We start from the raw sequence: 14,177 nt of genomic DNA, 5'->3' as shown, positions 1-14,177 counted from the left end.
GCCCCGTAGGGCGCGTTCTGCAGATCGAACCGGAAAGAAGGCTTATGCCTTCTTTTCCGCTTCCAGCTGCTTCCTGATCTGCGCATCGACTGCGGCAATCGCGGTCATGTTCAGGATCCGGCGCGAGGTCGCGCTGGTGGTCAGGATGTGCACCGGCTTGTTCACGCCCATCAGGATCGGGCCGATCGCCACGCCATCGGTGAACACGCGCACCAGGTTGTAGGCGATATTGGCCGCTTCCAGGTTCGGCAGCACGAACAGGTTGGCGCGGCCCTGCAGGGTCGAGCCCGGCAGCAGCTTCTGGCGCAGCGCTTCATCCCACGCGGTGTCACCCTGCATTTCGCCATCCACGTTCAGACGCGGGTTGCGCTTGAGCAGCAGTTCACGCACCTGGCGCATCTTCAGCGCATCCTTCGAATCATGGCTGCCGAAGTTGGAGTGCGACAGCAGCGCCACCTTCGGCTCGATGCCGAACAGCTTCATGCGGTAGGCCGCCTGCAGGGTCGCTTCGCACAGCTGCTCGGCGGTGGGGTCTTCCTGCACGTGGGTATCGACGAAGAAGAACACGCCCTGCTGGTTGATCACGCCGGTCATCGCCGAGGTCGAGGTGACCTTCGGCTCCAGCGGCAACACGCTGCGCACGTAGCCCAGCTTCTTGTGGAAGCGGCCGACGATGCCGGTCAGCATCGCATCGGCTTCGCCACGGGCGACCATCACTGCGGCGATCAGGGTCGGGCGCGAACGCATCAGGTTCTTCGCCGCGGCCACGGTCACGCCGCGGCGGCCGGTCAGGCCGTGGTAGTACTGCCAGTATTCGTTGAAACGCGGGTCATCGTTGATGTTGGTGACTTCAACGTTCTCGCCGATCTTCAGGCGCAGGCCGAGGCGCTCGATGCGCGACTCGATCACTTCCGGGCGGCCGATCAGGATCGGGTGCGCCAGGCCGTCATCGACCACGTTCTGCACCGCCTGCAGCACCACTTCCTCTTCGCCTTCGGCGTACACCACGCGCTGCTTGTCGCTGCGCGCGCGGTCGTAGACCGGCTTCATCATCAGGCTGGTGCGGTAGACGAACTGGGCCAGCTTGTCGCGGTAGGCGCCCATGTCGTCGATCGGGCGCGAGGCCACGCCCGAGTCCATCGCGGCCTGGGCCACGGCGGCCGACAGTTCCACCAGCAGGCGGCGGTCGAACGGGCGCGGGATCAGGTATTCACGGCCGAAGCTCGGCGTCTCGCCACCGTAGGCCGAGCCCATGTCGGTGGCGGCACGGCGGGCCAGCGCGGCGATCGCACGCACGCAGGCGATCTTCATTTCCTCGTTGATCGCGGTGGCGCCCACGTCCAGCGCGCCACGGAACAGGTACGGGAAGCACAGCACGTTGTTGACCTGGTTCGGGTAATCCGAACGGCCAGTGCCGATGATCGCGTCCGGACGCGCGGCGCGCGCCACCTCCGGCATGATTTCCGGGGTCGGGTTGGCCAGGGCGAAGATCACCGGGTCCGGCGCCATGGTCTTGACCATCTCGGCGGTCAGGATGCCCGGCGCCGACAGGCCGAGGAAGATGTCCGCGCCGTCGACGATCTCGGCCAGGGTGCGCTTGTCGGTGTCGCGCGCATAGCGCTGCTTTTCCGGGTCCAGGTCGGTACGGCCGGTGTGGATCACGCCCTCGCGGTCGAAGGCCAGGATGTTCTCCGGCTTCAGGCCCAGCTGCACCAGCATGTTCACGCAGGAAATGCCGGCCGCGCCCATGCCCGTGGTCGCCAGCTTCACTTCCTCGATCTTCTTGCCGGTGATCGCCATCGCGTTGAGCACCGCCGCGCCGACGATGATCGCCGTGCCGTGCTGGTCGTCATGGAACACCGGGATCTTCATGCGCTCGCGCAGCTTGCGCTCGACCACGAAGCACTCCGGCGCCTTGATGTCTTCCAGGTTGATGCCGCCGAAGGTCGGCTCCAGCGAGGCGATGATGTCGACCAGCTTGTCCGGGTCGGTTTCATCCACTTCGATGTCGAACACATCGATGCCGGCGAACTTCTGGAACAGCACGCCCTTGCCTTCCATCACCGGCTTGCCGGCCAGCGCGCCGATGTTGCCCAGGCCCAGCACCGCGGTGCCGTTGGAGATCACCGCCACCAGGTTGCCGCGGGCGGTCAGCTCGCTGGCCTGCTGCGGGTCGGCCTTGATCGCTTCACAGGCATACGCCACGCCCGGCGAATACGCCAGCGACAGGTCGCGCTGGGTCAGCATGGGCTTGGTAGCGGAAACCTTGATCTTTCCCGGCGGGGACATCCGGTGGTAATCGAGGGCGGCCTGTTTGAAATCTTCGTTGGACATCGATGTGGGTTACATGAATGGGCAGAAGGGACAGGGGATCATACCCCCGTTGGAGCGTCTGGACCTGTCGCTATCCTGTCGCAACCATGCTGCGACCGCACAATTCCGTGCCGTATGCGACCGGAGCCCAGACCAGCATCGGCGCTGCCCATGACAGCCATGGGACGCCCTGAAACGCCGCGGGGCCGCCCCACTGTCGTGGCCGGCCCCGCGGTACCACACACCTGGATCAGCCCTTGGCCGGCAGCGCCTCGGGCAGTGCATCGACCGGCGGCGGCAGCTCGCTTTCGCGGCCATCCAGCGCCAGCTGCAGGCGGTTGCGGTCCAGCGCGCCTTCCCAGCGCGAGACCACCACGGTGGCCACGGCATTGCCGATGAAGTTGGTGAGCGAGCGGCATTCGCTCATGAAGCGGTCCACGCCCAGGATCAGCGCCATGCCGGCCACCGGCACTTCCGGCACCACCGCCAGGGTGGCGGCCAGGGTGATGAAGCCGGCACCGGTGACGCCGGCCGCGCCCTTGGAGCTGAGCATGGCGACCAGCAGCAGGGCGATCTGGTGGCCCAGGGTCAGTTCGGTATTGGTGGCCTGGGCGATGAACAGCGCCGCCAGGGTCATGTAGATGTTGGTACCGTCCAGGTTGAACGAGTAACCGGTCGGCACCACCAGGCCCACCACCGACTTGCTGCAGCCGGCGCGTTCCATCTTCTCCATCAGCGACGGCAGCGCCGACTCCGAGGAGGAGGTGCCCAGCACCAGCAGCAGTTCGGCCTTCAGGTAACGGGCCAGCTTGAACACCGAGAATCCGCACAGGCGGCAGACCAGGCCCAGGATCACCGCCACGAACAGGAACGCGGTGAGGTAGAACGAGCCCACCAGCCAGGCCAGGTTGATCAGCGAACCGACGCCGTACTTGCCGATGGTGAAGGCGATCGCACCAAAGGCGCCGATCGGGGCCGCCTTCATCAGGATGTGCACCAGCTTGAACACCGGGGCGACCAGCGCCTCCAGGAAGTTGAGCACCGGCTTGCCCTTCTCGCCCACCATCGCCAGCGCGATGCCGAACAGCACGGCCACGAACAGCACCTGCAGGATGTTGCCGTCGACGAAGGCGCTGAGCAGCGTCTTCGGGATGATGTCCATCAGGAACCCGACCAGGGTCAGGTCGTGCGACTTCTCGACGTAGCTGTGCACCGCGGTCTGGTCCAGCTCGGCCGGGTTGATGTTCATGCCGGCGCCGGGCTGCACCACGTGCGCCACGATCATGCCGACGATCAGCGCCAGCGTGGAGAAGAACAGGAAGTACGCCATCGCCTTGGCGAACACCCGGCCCACCGTGCGCAGGTGGGTCATGCTGGCGATGCCGGTGACGATGGTGAGGAAGATCACCGGCGCGATGATCATTTTCACCAGGTTGATGAAGGCATCGCCCAGCGGCTTCATCTTTTCGCCGATCAGCGGTTCGTAATGGCCGAGGATGGCGCCCAGGACGATCGCCACGATCACCTGGAAGTACAGCTGGCGATAGATCGGCAACGGCTTTGCAGGCGCCGGGGCTGCGGTCGGGATGTGCATGGCGGACTCCGGAAGGGGCGTTTTCAGGCACGTACGGCCCCGGGACTGCACGGGAACCGTTACCGTGGAAACTGATCGCAGCGCCTGCACGGCACGCGCAACGCTGAGACCAATGGACGCCTTTGTACGCGCCGGGCACGCCAGCGCAGATAACCTATTGGTACTAGCCCCCCGGTTCAGGTGGCACGGGTGCCTACACTGGCGCCGCACCGCCCGATCCCGGGGAGCCTGGTGGCCCGGGCTGAACCGCTGGGCATGTCTTTGCGAAAGTTCCGGCCCTCGCGGCCGTTGATGTCCTGTCCACCTGCAATCCGAGAGAGCCGCACCCAACATGCGCCCGAATCCCACCCTGCTGGCCCTGTCGCTGGCCGCCCTTCCCGCCTTCGCCTCCGCTGCCGACTTCGACAACTGGCCGACCAAGTACACCTTCGGCGATGGCACCGAGCTGGCGGCCACCGCCAACATCGCCTACGACTACAACGACTTCTCCTCGGCCAGTGGCCTGGAAGACGACGATGCCGTGCGCCGCAAGGAATTCGGCGCGACGCTGAAAAAGAAGGGCGTCTACGACGCGATGGTGTACTACGACTTCCAGGCCGACACCTGGCTGGACGTGTTCGTGCGCTTCGAAAGCAAGGCCTTGTTCGGCCGTGACGTCGGCCGCTTCCGCTTCGGCTACATGAAGACCCCGGTTGGCCTGGATGCGAACACCTCCTCGCGTGCCGGCAGCTTCCTGGAGACCTCGCTGCCGGTGCAGGCCTTCTACGAAGGCCGCCGTACCGGTGTGGAGTGGGTGCTGGAACGGCCGCAGTACCTGCTGCAGGCCGGCGCCTATGGTGGCAAGGACCTGCAGGGCGACAATCCCGGCACGACCCAGGCCGTGCGTGCGGTGTGGACGCCGGTCAAGGCACCGGGTGATGTGATCCACCTGGGCCTGGCCTACTCGCAGGAAAACCCGCGTGGCTACAGCGATGGCCGCGACGTGCACCATGAGGCCAGCGCGCGCCTGCGTGCGCGCCCGGAAGCCGGCCTGACCGACATCCGCTACGTCGACTCCGGCGCGCTGGTCACCGCCGACCAGATCCGCCGCACCGGCCTGGAAGGCATCTGGATCCGTGGCCCGTTCTCGTTGCAGGCCGAAGCGCTGCGCGCCACGGTCACCCGCCATGACGGCAAGCCGGACTACACCGGCAGCGGCCAGTACGCGATGGCCAGCTGGGTGCTGACCGGCGAGTCGCGCCCGTACAACGCTGGCGCGGTGGCCAACATCAAGCCGGCGCACAACTACGGCGCGGTCGAACTGCTGGCCCGATACAGCCGTCTCGACCTGGACGATGGCAGCATCCTCGGCGGCCGCCAGCACGACCTGACGCTGGGCGCGAACTGGTACCTGACCAGCCACTTCAAGTTCCAGGCCAACTACGTGAAGGTCGACGCCAGCCGTCGTGGCGTGCACAGCACGCCGGAGATCTTCGAACTGCGCGCGCAGATGCACTTCTGACCCCTTCCACGTCAGACCCCGGCGGGCGTGCACGCCACGCCCGCCGGCCCTGCGTAGACTGCCGCCATGTACTGGCTCAGACGCCACCGGATGCTGCTGCTGACCCTGCTGGTGATGGTCGGTGGCACCCTGCTGTGCGCGATTGCAGCCGGCCACTATGCGTGGCGCCAGGCGCTGGCCAGTGAAAGCGCCCAGGTGCAGCGCCAGCTGCAGCTGTATGGCCAGGGCCTGCAACAGCGCATCGACCGTTTCGGCACCCTGCCGCAGGTGCTCGCGCTGGATCCGGACCTGCTGCAGGCGCTGCGCGTGCCCCCTTCCCCCGCCGAACGGCAGCGGCTGAACCTCAAGCTGCAGCGCGCCAACGAAGTCACCCGCACGTCCACACTGACCCTGGTCGGCCACGACGGCGTGGCGGTGGCCGCCAGCAACTGGGACCAGCCGACCAGCAACGTTGGCGAGAACTACAGCTACCGGCCCTATTACCGCCAGGCCCTGGCCCAGGGCCGTGGACGCTTCTACGGCATCGGCATGACCACCGGCGTGCCCGGCTACTACCTGTCCCAGGCGATCGAGGAAGGCGGCAAGCGGCTCGGGGTGGTGGTGATCAAGGTCGAACTGTCCGCACTGGAGCAGGAATGGTTGAGCAGTCCGGACGTGGTGCTGGCCAGCGACGACCACGACGTGGTCTTCCTCGCCAACCGTGACAACTGGCGCTACCGGCTGCTGCGCCCGCTCGGGGACATCGAGCGCCGCGAAATGCTCGACAGCCGCCAGTACGCCGATCGATCACTGCAACCGCTGCGCGCGCGCACCGAAGACCTGCTGGCCGACGGCGGGCGCATGGTGCGGCTGCTGGACCCGGCGCTGGCGCAGCCCATGCTGTGGCAGACCCTGCCGCTGCCCGTCGAAGGCTGGAACCTGCACCTGCTGCACGACGCAGGGGCGGCCAGCGGTGCAGGACGCGATGCCGCGCTGGCCGGCGGCGCAGCCTGGCTTGCGCTGGGCTTCCTGACGCTGTTCGTGCAGCAGCGGCGGCGCCTGGCCAAACATCGCCTGCGCAGCCGCCGCGAGCTGGAAACCCTGCTCAAGCAACATGCACAGGAACTGCGCACCGCGCAGGATGGCCTGCTGCAGGCGGCCACCGAGGCCGACAGCGGCCTCAGCCGCAGCCTCGAGCACCTGCCGCAGGGCGTGGTGGTGATCGACCGGGAACTGCGCCTGGTCGCGTGGAACTCGCGCTATCTGGAACTGTTCCGGTTTCCGCCGGAGCTGGTTCGGGTCGGCCGCCCGATCGAAGAACTGTTCCGCTTCAACGCCCGTCGCGGCCTGCTCGGTCCCGGCCCGGTGGACGAAGCCATCGAGCGCCGCCTGAATCACCTGCGCAGCGGCCGCCCACACATGCGCGAGAGCGAAAAAGACGACGGCACGGTGCTGGAAATCCGCGGCAACCCGCTGCCCGACGGCGGCTTCGTCACCAGCTATGCCGACATCACCAGCTACAAGAACGCCGCGCGTGAACTGCGCTCGCTGGCCGATGCGCTGGAACACCGCATCGCCGAGCGCACCCGCGACCTGGACGAAGCTCGCCGCGAGGCCGAGCAGGCGAACCGCTACAAGACGCGATTCGTCGCCTCCGCCGTGCACGACCTGCTGCAGCCGCTCAATGCAGCGCGCATGTTCGTCTCGGTACTGCGCGGCAAGCTGGGCGACCCGGCGCAGCAGCAGACCGCCGACCATATCGACGCTGCGTTGGCCGCGCAGGATGCGATCCTCAACAGCCTGCTGGATATCTCGCGCCTGGAATCAGGATCGCTGCAGGTCCGCGTGCGCGCGTTCGCGATTTCACCGCTGCTGGAAACCCTGGCACGCGAGTTCGGTATCGCTGCTCAGAGCCGCGGCCTGCAACTGGACTGGGTGGACACCCGCGCGGTGGTGGTCAGCGATGAAGCGCTGCTGCGCCGTATCCTGCAGAACTTCCTCTCCAACGCGCTGCGCTACACGCCACGTGGGCGCGTGCTGATCGGCTGCCGTCGCGCAGGCGACCAGCTGCGCATCGAAGTGCACGACCAAGGGCCCGGCATTCCGGAAAGCCTGCAGGGAGAGATCTTCGAAGAGTTCCGTCGCCTGAATGATGGCGTGGAACAGGAACGTGGCGCCGGCCTGGGCCTGGCCATCGTCGAACGCATCGGCCGCCTGCTCGGCCACCGCATCAGCCTGCGCTCGACCCTGGGCAGGGGCAGCGTGTTCGCCGTGAGCGTGGCACTCGGGCGCGCCGACGATGTGGTGGCAACCACCGCAGCGCCGGTCGTGGCGAGCGAACCCGCCGACGACAGCCCGCTGCGCCAATGCCGGGTGTGGAGCATCGACGACGATCCCCACGTCTGTGCAGCGACCCGCGCGTTGCTGGAACGCTGGGGTTGCCAGGTGGAGCTCGCCGACGGCCCGCAGGGCGCCCTGGAAATCGCCAGCGCCTTGAACGTGCCGCAGTTGCTGCTGCTGGACGTGCGCATGGGGCAATGGCACGGGCCGGACCTGTATGAAGCGCTGTGCACGCTGTGGAAGGCACGGCCGCCGGTGATCCTGGTGACCGCCGAGCGTGATGAGGCCCTGAAGGCGCATGCCGCCGAACACGGCTGGGGCTTCCTGCACAAGCCCGTGCGACCGCCTGCGTTGCGGGCCCTGATGACGCAGTTGCTGTTGCGGCATCGGGGATAGGACGACTCCACCACGCGCGCGCCGCCGTGCCACGGCGCGAGAGGCGGTGCCCTTCGCAGATGCCCTGCCGAACCCCAGACGTCTTCGCACACCATCTCTGGGTGGGAAGGAACGGAATGCCCCGCGTCGATAGGCACGCAAGGGGAGAGTCCGAGCAGAGAAAGGGCAGTCTCCTGACTGACCAGCGCCACCGAGGAACGGAAGATTCCCGCATTCGGCTGATCGACAGACCGTACTGAAGACAGCCACAGCCTACGGCCGAGGATTCCGCATGCCCTGCCCTTACCCATCCATCGCGCTCCTCCGAGGCCGCCATCACATCACAGCGCTGCTCTTCTGCCTGTGCTGCGCGGGGTGCATCGCTGACAGACCTTCAGCGCCCGACATCAAACGCCTGTCAGAGGAGGCGGCATCCAGCTCCGAGGTGCAGGACTTGACCCGCCACTATCGGTCAGCACTTGAACGTGCGATGGCTCAGGAAGGTGTACTTGAAGGTTTTTCATGCGGCCTGAGCATCTGCATCGGTCTCGTCCGGAGCGGAAGCCTCGCCGGTCATGAAACATGGAGCCGCAGGTTTGCGTCGGATGCAGCCGCCCCCACCTACAGCTACGCTGACGCGTCTGAGGATTCCAGGATGGGATACGAGAACAGATTCATCTTTTCGACCGATCCGGCACTGCGCGCGATCAGCGGCAACTGACACGCCACATTCCGTTTTCGCCCCGGCGCCGTTGATTCAACCACTCCGAAGGTTCCGGACACCACTGCGGGGCCGTGCGGCCCACCCGGGTCAGCCGTCCATCCCTGCCCGCGCGTCGCCTTCCGGTTCCAGCGCCTTCACCAGCACCGCCGCCTGCGTGCGGCTATGGCATTCGAGTTTCTTCAGGATGGCAGTGACGTGCACCTTCACCGTGTTCTCCGCCAGGCCCAGCTCGTAGGCGATCTGCTTGTTGAGCAGGCCATCGGCCAGGCACAGCAGCACGCGGAACTGCTGCGGGGTCAGCTGGGCCAGGCGGCTGGCCAGCAACGCGTCGGCCTCCGAGCGCTCGGCGGCCATCGCCGGGAACCACAGGCCGCCGTCGAGCACTGCCTGCACGGCCTCGCCGATGGTTTCGGCAGGGGCCGACTTCGGGATGAAACCGGCCGCGCCGAACTGCTGGGCGCGGCGGATTACCCGCGGGTGGTCGTTGGACGAGAGGATCACCACCGGGATGTCCGGATGCGAGCCACGCACGTGCAGCAGCGCGGAAAAACCATGGGCGCCAGGCATGGTCAGGTCGAGCAGCACCAGGTCCACGTCCGGCTGTGCGTCGAGCGCCTCGGCCAACGCATCGGCACTGGCCACCTCGCGCACCTGCGCCAGCGGCAGGCTCTGCCGCAGTGACTGCACCACCGCCGAACGCAGCAGCGGGTGGTCATCGGCGATCAGGATGGTGTATTCGCTCATGCCGCCATTGTACGGGCAGGTCGCCGCGTCAGCGCCCGGCCGGCTCGACGCTGCTGCGCCAGGCATCGAGGAACTGGCGGCGCTTGAGCGCATCCAGGTACACCAGCAGGCCTGGGCCCAGCTGGATCGGGCGGCGGCTGCGCCCAGGCGCATGGTCGCCACGCGCATTACCGGTCACGATCGGCATCAGGCGCGCTTCCCGCGACAGCACCTGCTGGCCACGCGGCGACAGCAGGTAGTCGAGGAAACGCCGCGCCTCCTCCGGATGCGGGCCGGTACGCGGAATCACCGCGGTGCGCAGCACCACCAGCGTGTAGTCCTCGGGTTCGATGATGCCCAGGGGCGCGCCTGCGTCGATGCGGGCCTGTGCGTAGGAGCCAAGCACGTTGTAGGCCAGCGACAGCTGGCCGCTGGCCACCCTGTCCAGCAGCACGCCGGTGCGCTCCTCGCGCACCACATCGTTGTCGCCGAGTGCGCCCAGCAGCGCACCGGCAATGCTGCCGCGCTGCGCATCCTGTGTCGCCAGCAGGTAGCCGACACTGCTGCGCTCGATGTCATAGGTGCCGACCTTGCCGCGCAGCGGTGCGCCCTCGGCGCGCAGCCGGTCGAGCAGCTGGCGGCGCGTGTGCGGTACCTGCGCCGCCGGCAGCGCGCGGGTGTTGTACACCATCACCACCGGCTCATAGCTGATCCCGAACGCCTCGCTGCGCCACTGCGCCCAAGCCGGCAACACGGCGGTCTGCGCCGAGCGGTGCGGCAGCGCGTGGCCATCGTTGACCAGCTTGGTCTGCAGGTCCATGCCGCTGGAGATCAGCAGGTCCGGCGAGGCCGGTCCCGTACGGTCGTGCAGGTACCGCGCGTACAGGTCCTGGGTGATGATGTCCTCGTACACCACCTCGGTACCCGGGTGCAGGCGCTGGTAGTCGGCGATGACCACTGCGAACACTTCGATATCGGTCGTACCGTGGATGCGCAGCTGCGCGGTGGTCCTTGCCTGTGCCGGGAAGCGGCGCACCTCACCCGGCGCGGCCAGCACCGGCAGGGCCAGCAGCAGGGCAACGGCGATGGCGAACAGGCGGATCATGCGCGGCTCCGGGGCAGGCGGATGGTGGCGATCAGTCCACCCTGCGGGCGGTTGCTGAGGTCGATGCGGCCGCCATGGCTGTCGACCACGCGCTTGACGATGGCCAGGCCAAGCCCGGCACCGCCGGACGGCGCGCCCTCGCCACGCGCGAAGCGCTCGAACACGCGCTCGGCATCGGCCGCGGCGATGCCAGCGCCATGGTCGGCGATGGTCAGCACGGCCTGCCCGCCCTCGACGGTCAACGCGATCTGCAACGGGCCGTCGCCGCCATACTTCAGTGCGTTGTCCACCAGGTTCTTGATCGCCTCGCGCAGCAGCAGCGCATCACCGTGCACCTGCACCGGCTCGGCGGTCATCGCCAACTGCACGCGCGGTGCCGGGCCGGCCTGCGGCAGTGCTTCATGCAACGCCTGGTGCACTGTCTCGGCCAGGTCCACCGCCGCAAAGCGCTGCAGGTGCGAACGATGGATCACGCTGGCATCGCTGAGCAGCTGGTTGAGCAGGCGGCTCATGTGCGTGGCGTTGCGCTCGATCGCCTGCAGGCTGCGCCGCATGTCCTCTGGATCATCGTCATCCAGCGCCAGCTGCGCCTGCGCGCGCAGCGCGGCCAGCGGCGTGCGCATCTGGTGTGCGGCCTCGGCCATGAAGGCGCGCAGTGTCTCGTTGCTGCTGGACAGGCGTTCCATGAAGCGGTTCAACGCGGCCACCATCTGGTCCATCTCGCGCGGCACGCGGGCGTCCAGCGGCTTCAGGTCGGAGGGCTCGCGGCGCGACAGCTCGCGCTCCACCCGCACCAGCGGCCGGAATGCGCGATGCACGCCGAACGCCACCAGTGCCAGCAGCAGCCCGGACAGCACGCCGATCGCCAGCAACGCGCGGTTGACCATGTCCTGCGCGACGGCTTCACGCGCGCGCCGGGTCTGGCCGACCTGCACCTGTACCTCGCCCTGCGCCGAGGCTGCGGCGAAGCTGCGGCCGACCACCACGAAGCGCACGGTTTCACCGCTGTAAGCTGCATCGAACAGCTGCGGCTGCGTACCGGGCCGGCGCGGCGGCGCCGGCAGGTCGCCGTAGCCGGTGATCAGCGTGCCGCGGCTGTCGGCGACCCGATAGAACACGCGGTCTTCCGGGGCCATTGCCAGCAGGTCCAACGCTGCGTACGGCAGGTCGACCTGCCAGTGGCCATCGACCAGGGCCACCGAATCGGCGATGGACAGTGCCGAGGACACCAGCAGGTGATCGTAGGATCGGTTGGCGGCACGCTGGCCATAATCGCGTGCGGCAAACAGCAGCGCCACCGCGAACACGGCCAGCAGCGCGCCGAGGTAGAGCAGCAGGGTACGCCGCAACGACCCCGGCGCCATGTTGGCGGCGCGCGTGTCAGCCGTCTGCATCGGCAACGCCATCACTGGCTTCCAGCAGATACCCCACGCCGCGCACGGTGGTAATGCGCAGCGGCGCGCCTGCCAGCTTCCTGCGCAGCCGCCCCACATACAGCTCGATCGCATTCGGTCCGGCCTCGTCGTCGAAGCCGAACAGGCCGTTGCCGATCTCGTCCTTGCCCACCACCTGGCCAAGGCGACCCACCAGGATCTCCAGCAGGCGGTACTCGCGGTTGGGCAGTTCGATCGGCTCACCGTCGAGGCTGACCCGGTGCGCCGCATTGTCGAACTGGAAGCCGCCGATCTGCACCACTTCGCTGGCCTGGCCACGCGCGCGCCGCAGCAGCACGCGGCAGCGCGCTTCGAACTCGCGGAAATCGAAGGGCTTGCCCAGATAGTCGTCGGCGCCGACATCCAGCGCCTGCACGCGATCCTCGATGCCGTCACGCGCGGTCAGCATCAGCACCGGCGTGCTGTCGCCACGCTCGCGCATGCCGGCCAGCACGCGCAGGCCGTCGAGCTTGGGCAGGCCGATATCCAGCACCACCAGGTCGAAGTTCTGGTAGCGCAGCACGCTGGCCGCGGCCAGTCCGTCGGCCTGCCAGTCCACCGCGTGCCCACTGCGGCGCATCCGGCGGATGATCGCATCGGCCAGGTCCGGATTGTCTTCGACCAGCAGCAGGCGCATGGGCACAGGTGTGGGAGGGGAAACGAATGCTACCGCATGCCGCCATCGCGCTTGCCGGGCGTGGCCCAATGAGCGCAGCGGCCGGTTTTACGCTGCACCGCACAAACCGTTGACAGGACGATGACAGCTTGCCCGACCCAGACTGCGGCCGCGCACCGTCCGGTGCCCACGATTGCCGCGCGCCTGGCGCGCACCTGGGAGGGTTTGTGGAATTCACGTTTGCCTGGCGGCGTCCTGTCGCCATGATGGCGCTGGCTGCCCTGTCGGCGCCGGCCTTCGCTGCCGAAGACGACCGTCCGGTCACCGCCACCCTCGGTGGCCGCCTGCACCTGGACTTTGCCAGCTTCGACAACGACAACCGCGGTACCCCGAACAAGGACGACACCGAGATCCGCCGTGCCTGGGTCGATGTGTCGGGCAAGTTCTTCGTGGTCGACTACAAGCTGGAAGCCGACTTCTCCGGCGACCGCGTCGAGGCCAAGGACGTGTACCTGGCCCGCAGCTTCGGCAAGGCCGGCAAGCTGACCGTGGGCCAGTTCAAGCAGTTCTTCTCGCTGGATGACCGTACCAGTTCCAACTACGGCACCTTCCTGGAGCGCGGCAACGCCGGCACCACGCTGGCACCGCTGTACCGCCTGGGTGCCTCGTGGCAGGCCAACCCCGGTGACTTCACCTGGGCAGCCAGCGTCTACAGCCTGGAGAGCATCGACGCCTGGCAGGTGAAGGGCCGTGCGGCCGGTGGCCGCGTCACCTGGTCGCCCTCGCCCAGCGACGGGGACGTACTGCACCTGGGCCTGTCGCTGGCCCGCGAGGCGTATGACAACCCTGGCGCCAATGGCGTGCCCGGCCTGCGCATCCGCCCGCGCCCGGCCGGGCACCTGTCCGACGAGAGCCGCCTGACCCTGGTCGACTTCTCCGCCGGCCGCGATACCGACGTCAACAAGTGGTCGCTGGAATACGCGCAGGTGCGCGGCCCGCTGTCGTGGCAGGGCGAGTTCAGCGGCGCCACCTTCGATGACGGCGCCCAGCGCGGCGACGTGATGGCTGCCTACGGCATGCTCAGCTGGTTCGTCACCGGCGAAAGCCGCGCCTACGACCGCAAGACCGGCCGCTTCGCGCGGGTGAAGGACATCCGCCACAAGGCCGGGGCCTTCGAAGTGGCGCTGCGCTACGACCAGATGTGGGGCGCACAGCACCTCGACGGCGCGCCGGACCTGCGCCGTGGCAGCACTGAGGCGTGGACGCTGGGTGGCAACTGGTACCTGCGCGACAACCTGCGCTTCATGCTCAACGTGATCGAAAGCCGCAACCGCGACCGCCTGGCCGGAGTCACGGTGGACCGCACGCGCGCGGTCACCGGCCGCCTGCAGTACGACTTCTAGACCTGACATTCCGGGCGCGCGGCGCCCGGCCCCTTCCACTCCCCACGTCCTGTTTTCGCAAGGAGTCCGCA

10 protein-coding genes are annotated in these 14,177 nt (G+C 67.8%); 4 read left to right on the top strand and 6 right to left on the bottom strand.

Annotated features, from left to right (window positions below):
- Nucleotides 1-42 precede the first annotated feature (42 nt).
- The gene (locus BLS66_RS19775) at nucleotides 43-2,334 is read right to left on the bottom strand and encodes an NADP-dependent malic enzyme (protein ID WP_049469974.1); all 2,292 of its coding nucleotides are present in this window, start codon (nucleotides 2,332-2,334) and stop codon (nucleotides 43-45) included.
- A 229-nt stretch (nucleotides 2,335-2,563) separates the two neighbouring features.
- Nucleotides 2,564-3,907: a dicarboxylate/amino acid:cation symporter gene (locus BLS66_RS19770; RefSeq protein WP_006468434.1), complete on the bottom strand. Its 1,344-nt coding sequence runs from the start codon at nucleotides 3,905-3,907 to the stop codon at nucleotides 2,564-2,566.
- 331 nt (nucleotides 3,908-4,238) lie between these two features.
- Here BLS66_RS19770 and BLS66_RS19765 point away from each other — a divergent pair, with 331 nt between their 5' ends.
- From BLS66_RS19765 to BLS66_RS19755, 3 genes are all read left to right on the top strand, one after another.
- Complete coding sequence (locus BLS66_RS19765) at nucleotides 4,239-5,408, top strand: OprO/OprP family phosphate-selective porin (protein WP_049469977.1); 1,170 nt, start codon at nucleotides 4,239-4,241, stop codon at nucleotides 5,406-5,408.
- A 66-nt stretch (nucleotides 5,409-5,474) separates the two neighbouring features.
- Nucleotides 5,475-8,123, top strand: coding sequence for a hybrid sensor histidine kinase/response regulator (locus BLS66_RS19760; RefSeq protein WP_074726610.1), 2,649 nt, complete (start codon nucleotides 5,475-5,477; stop codon nucleotides 8,121-8,123).
- A 433-nt stretch (nucleotides 8,124-8,556) separates the two neighbouring features.
- Nucleotides 8,557-8,823: a hypothetical protein gene (locus BLS66_RS19755; protein ID WP_141098713.1), complete on the top strand. Its 267-nt coding sequence runs from the start codon at nucleotides 8,557-8,559 to the stop codon at nucleotides 8,821-8,823.
- A gap of 90 nt (nucleotides 8,824-8,913) precedes the next feature.
- Here BLS66_RS19755 and BLS66_RS19750 read toward each other — a convergent pair whose 3' ends face one another.
- The 4 genes from BLS66_RS19750 to BLS66_RS19735 are packed head-to-tail and all read right to left on the bottom strand — an operon-like array spanning nucleotide 8,914 to nucleotide 12,724.
- The gene (locus tag BLS66_RS19750; RefSeq protein WP_049469997.1) at nucleotides 8,914-9,570 is read right to left on the bottom strand and encodes a response regulator; all 657 of its coding nucleotides are present in this window, start codon (nucleotides 9,568-9,570) and stop codon (nucleotides 8,914-8,916) included.
- A gap of 28 nt (nucleotides 9,571-9,598) precedes the next feature.
- On the bottom strand, nucleotides 9,599-10,654 hold the full coding sequence (locus BLS66_RS19745; RefSeq protein ID WP_074726609.1) for an ABC transporter substrate-binding protein: 1,056 nt from the start codon (nucleotides 10,652-10,654) through the stop codon (nucleotides 9,599-9,601).
- The gene (locus tag BLS66_RS19740) at nucleotides 10,651-12,060 is read right to left on the bottom strand and encodes a sensor histidine kinase (RefSeq protein ID WP_074726608.1); all 1,410 of its coding nucleotides are present in this window, start codon (nucleotides 12,058-12,060) and stop codon (nucleotides 10,651-10,653) included. Before BLS66_RS19740 ends, BLS66_RS19745 begins: the two co-directional genes overlap by 4 nt.
- The gene (locus BLS66_RS19735; protein WP_049469990.1) at nucleotides 12,035-12,724 is read right to left on the bottom strand and encodes a response regulator transcription factor; all 690 of its coding nucleotides are present in this window, start codon (nucleotides 12,722-12,724) and stop codon (nucleotides 12,035-12,037) included. Before BLS66_RS19735 ends, BLS66_RS19740 begins: the two co-directional genes overlap by 26 nt.
- A gap of 242 nt (nucleotides 12,725-12,966) precedes the next feature.
- On the opposite strand from BLS66_RS19735, the gene BLS66_RS19730 reads away from it, so the two are divergent.
- A complete protein-coding gene (locus tag BLS66_RS19730) occupies nucleotides 12,967-14,106 on the top strand; it encodes an OprO/OprP family phosphate-selective porin (RefSeq protein WP_057494592.1) in 1,140 nt (379 codons plus the stop codon).
- Nucleotides 14,107-14,177 lie beyond the last annotated feature (71 nt).

Source organism: Stenotrophomonas pavanii (genome assembly GCF_900101175.1).
GTDB lineage: Bacteria > Pseudomonadota > Gammaproteobacteria > Xanthomonadales > Xanthomonadaceae > Stenotrophomonas > Stenotrophomonas pavanii.
The sequence above is the reverse complement of the archived record's forward strand: the minus strand, read 5'-3'. Positions and strand labels throughout refer to the sequence as shown.

Coding starts and splice junctions, on each gene's coding strand:
- BLS66_RS19740 (WP_074726608.1), bottom strand. CDS start 12,060: ATGGCGTTGCCGATGCAGACGGCTGACACGCGCGCCGCCAACATGGCG.
- BLS66_RS19760 (WP_074726610.1), top strand. CDS start 5,475: ATGTACTGGCTCAGACGCCACCGGATGCTGCTGCTGACCCTGCTGGTG.
- BLS66_RS19765 (WP_049469977.1), top strand. CDS start 4,239: ATGCGCCCGAATCCCACCCTGCTGGCCCTGTCGCTGGCCGCCCTTCCC.
- BLS66_RS19735 (WP_049469990.1), bottom strand. CDS start 12,724: ATGCGCCTGCTGCTGGTCGAAGACAATCCGGACCTGGCCGATGCGATC.
- BLS66_RS19745 (WP_074726609.1), bottom strand. CDS start 10,654: ATGATCCGCCTGTTCGCCATCGCCGTTGCCCTGCTGCTGGCCCTGCCG.
- BLS66_RS19730 (WP_057494592.1), top strand. CDS start 12,967: ATGATGGCGCTGGCTGCCCTGTCGGCGCCGGCCTTCGCTGCCGAAGAC.
- BLS66_RS19750 (WP_049469997.1), bottom strand. CDS start 9,570: ATGAGCGAATACACCATCCTGATCGCCGATGACCACCCGCTGCTGCGT.
- BLS66_RS19770 (WP_006468434.1), bottom strand. CDS start 3,907: ATGCACATCCCGACCGCAGCCCCGGCGCCTGCAAAGCCGTTGCCGATC.
- BLS66_RS19775 (WP_049469974.1), bottom strand. CDS start 2,334: ATGTCCAACGAAGATTTCAAACAGGCCGCCCTCGATTACCACCGGATG.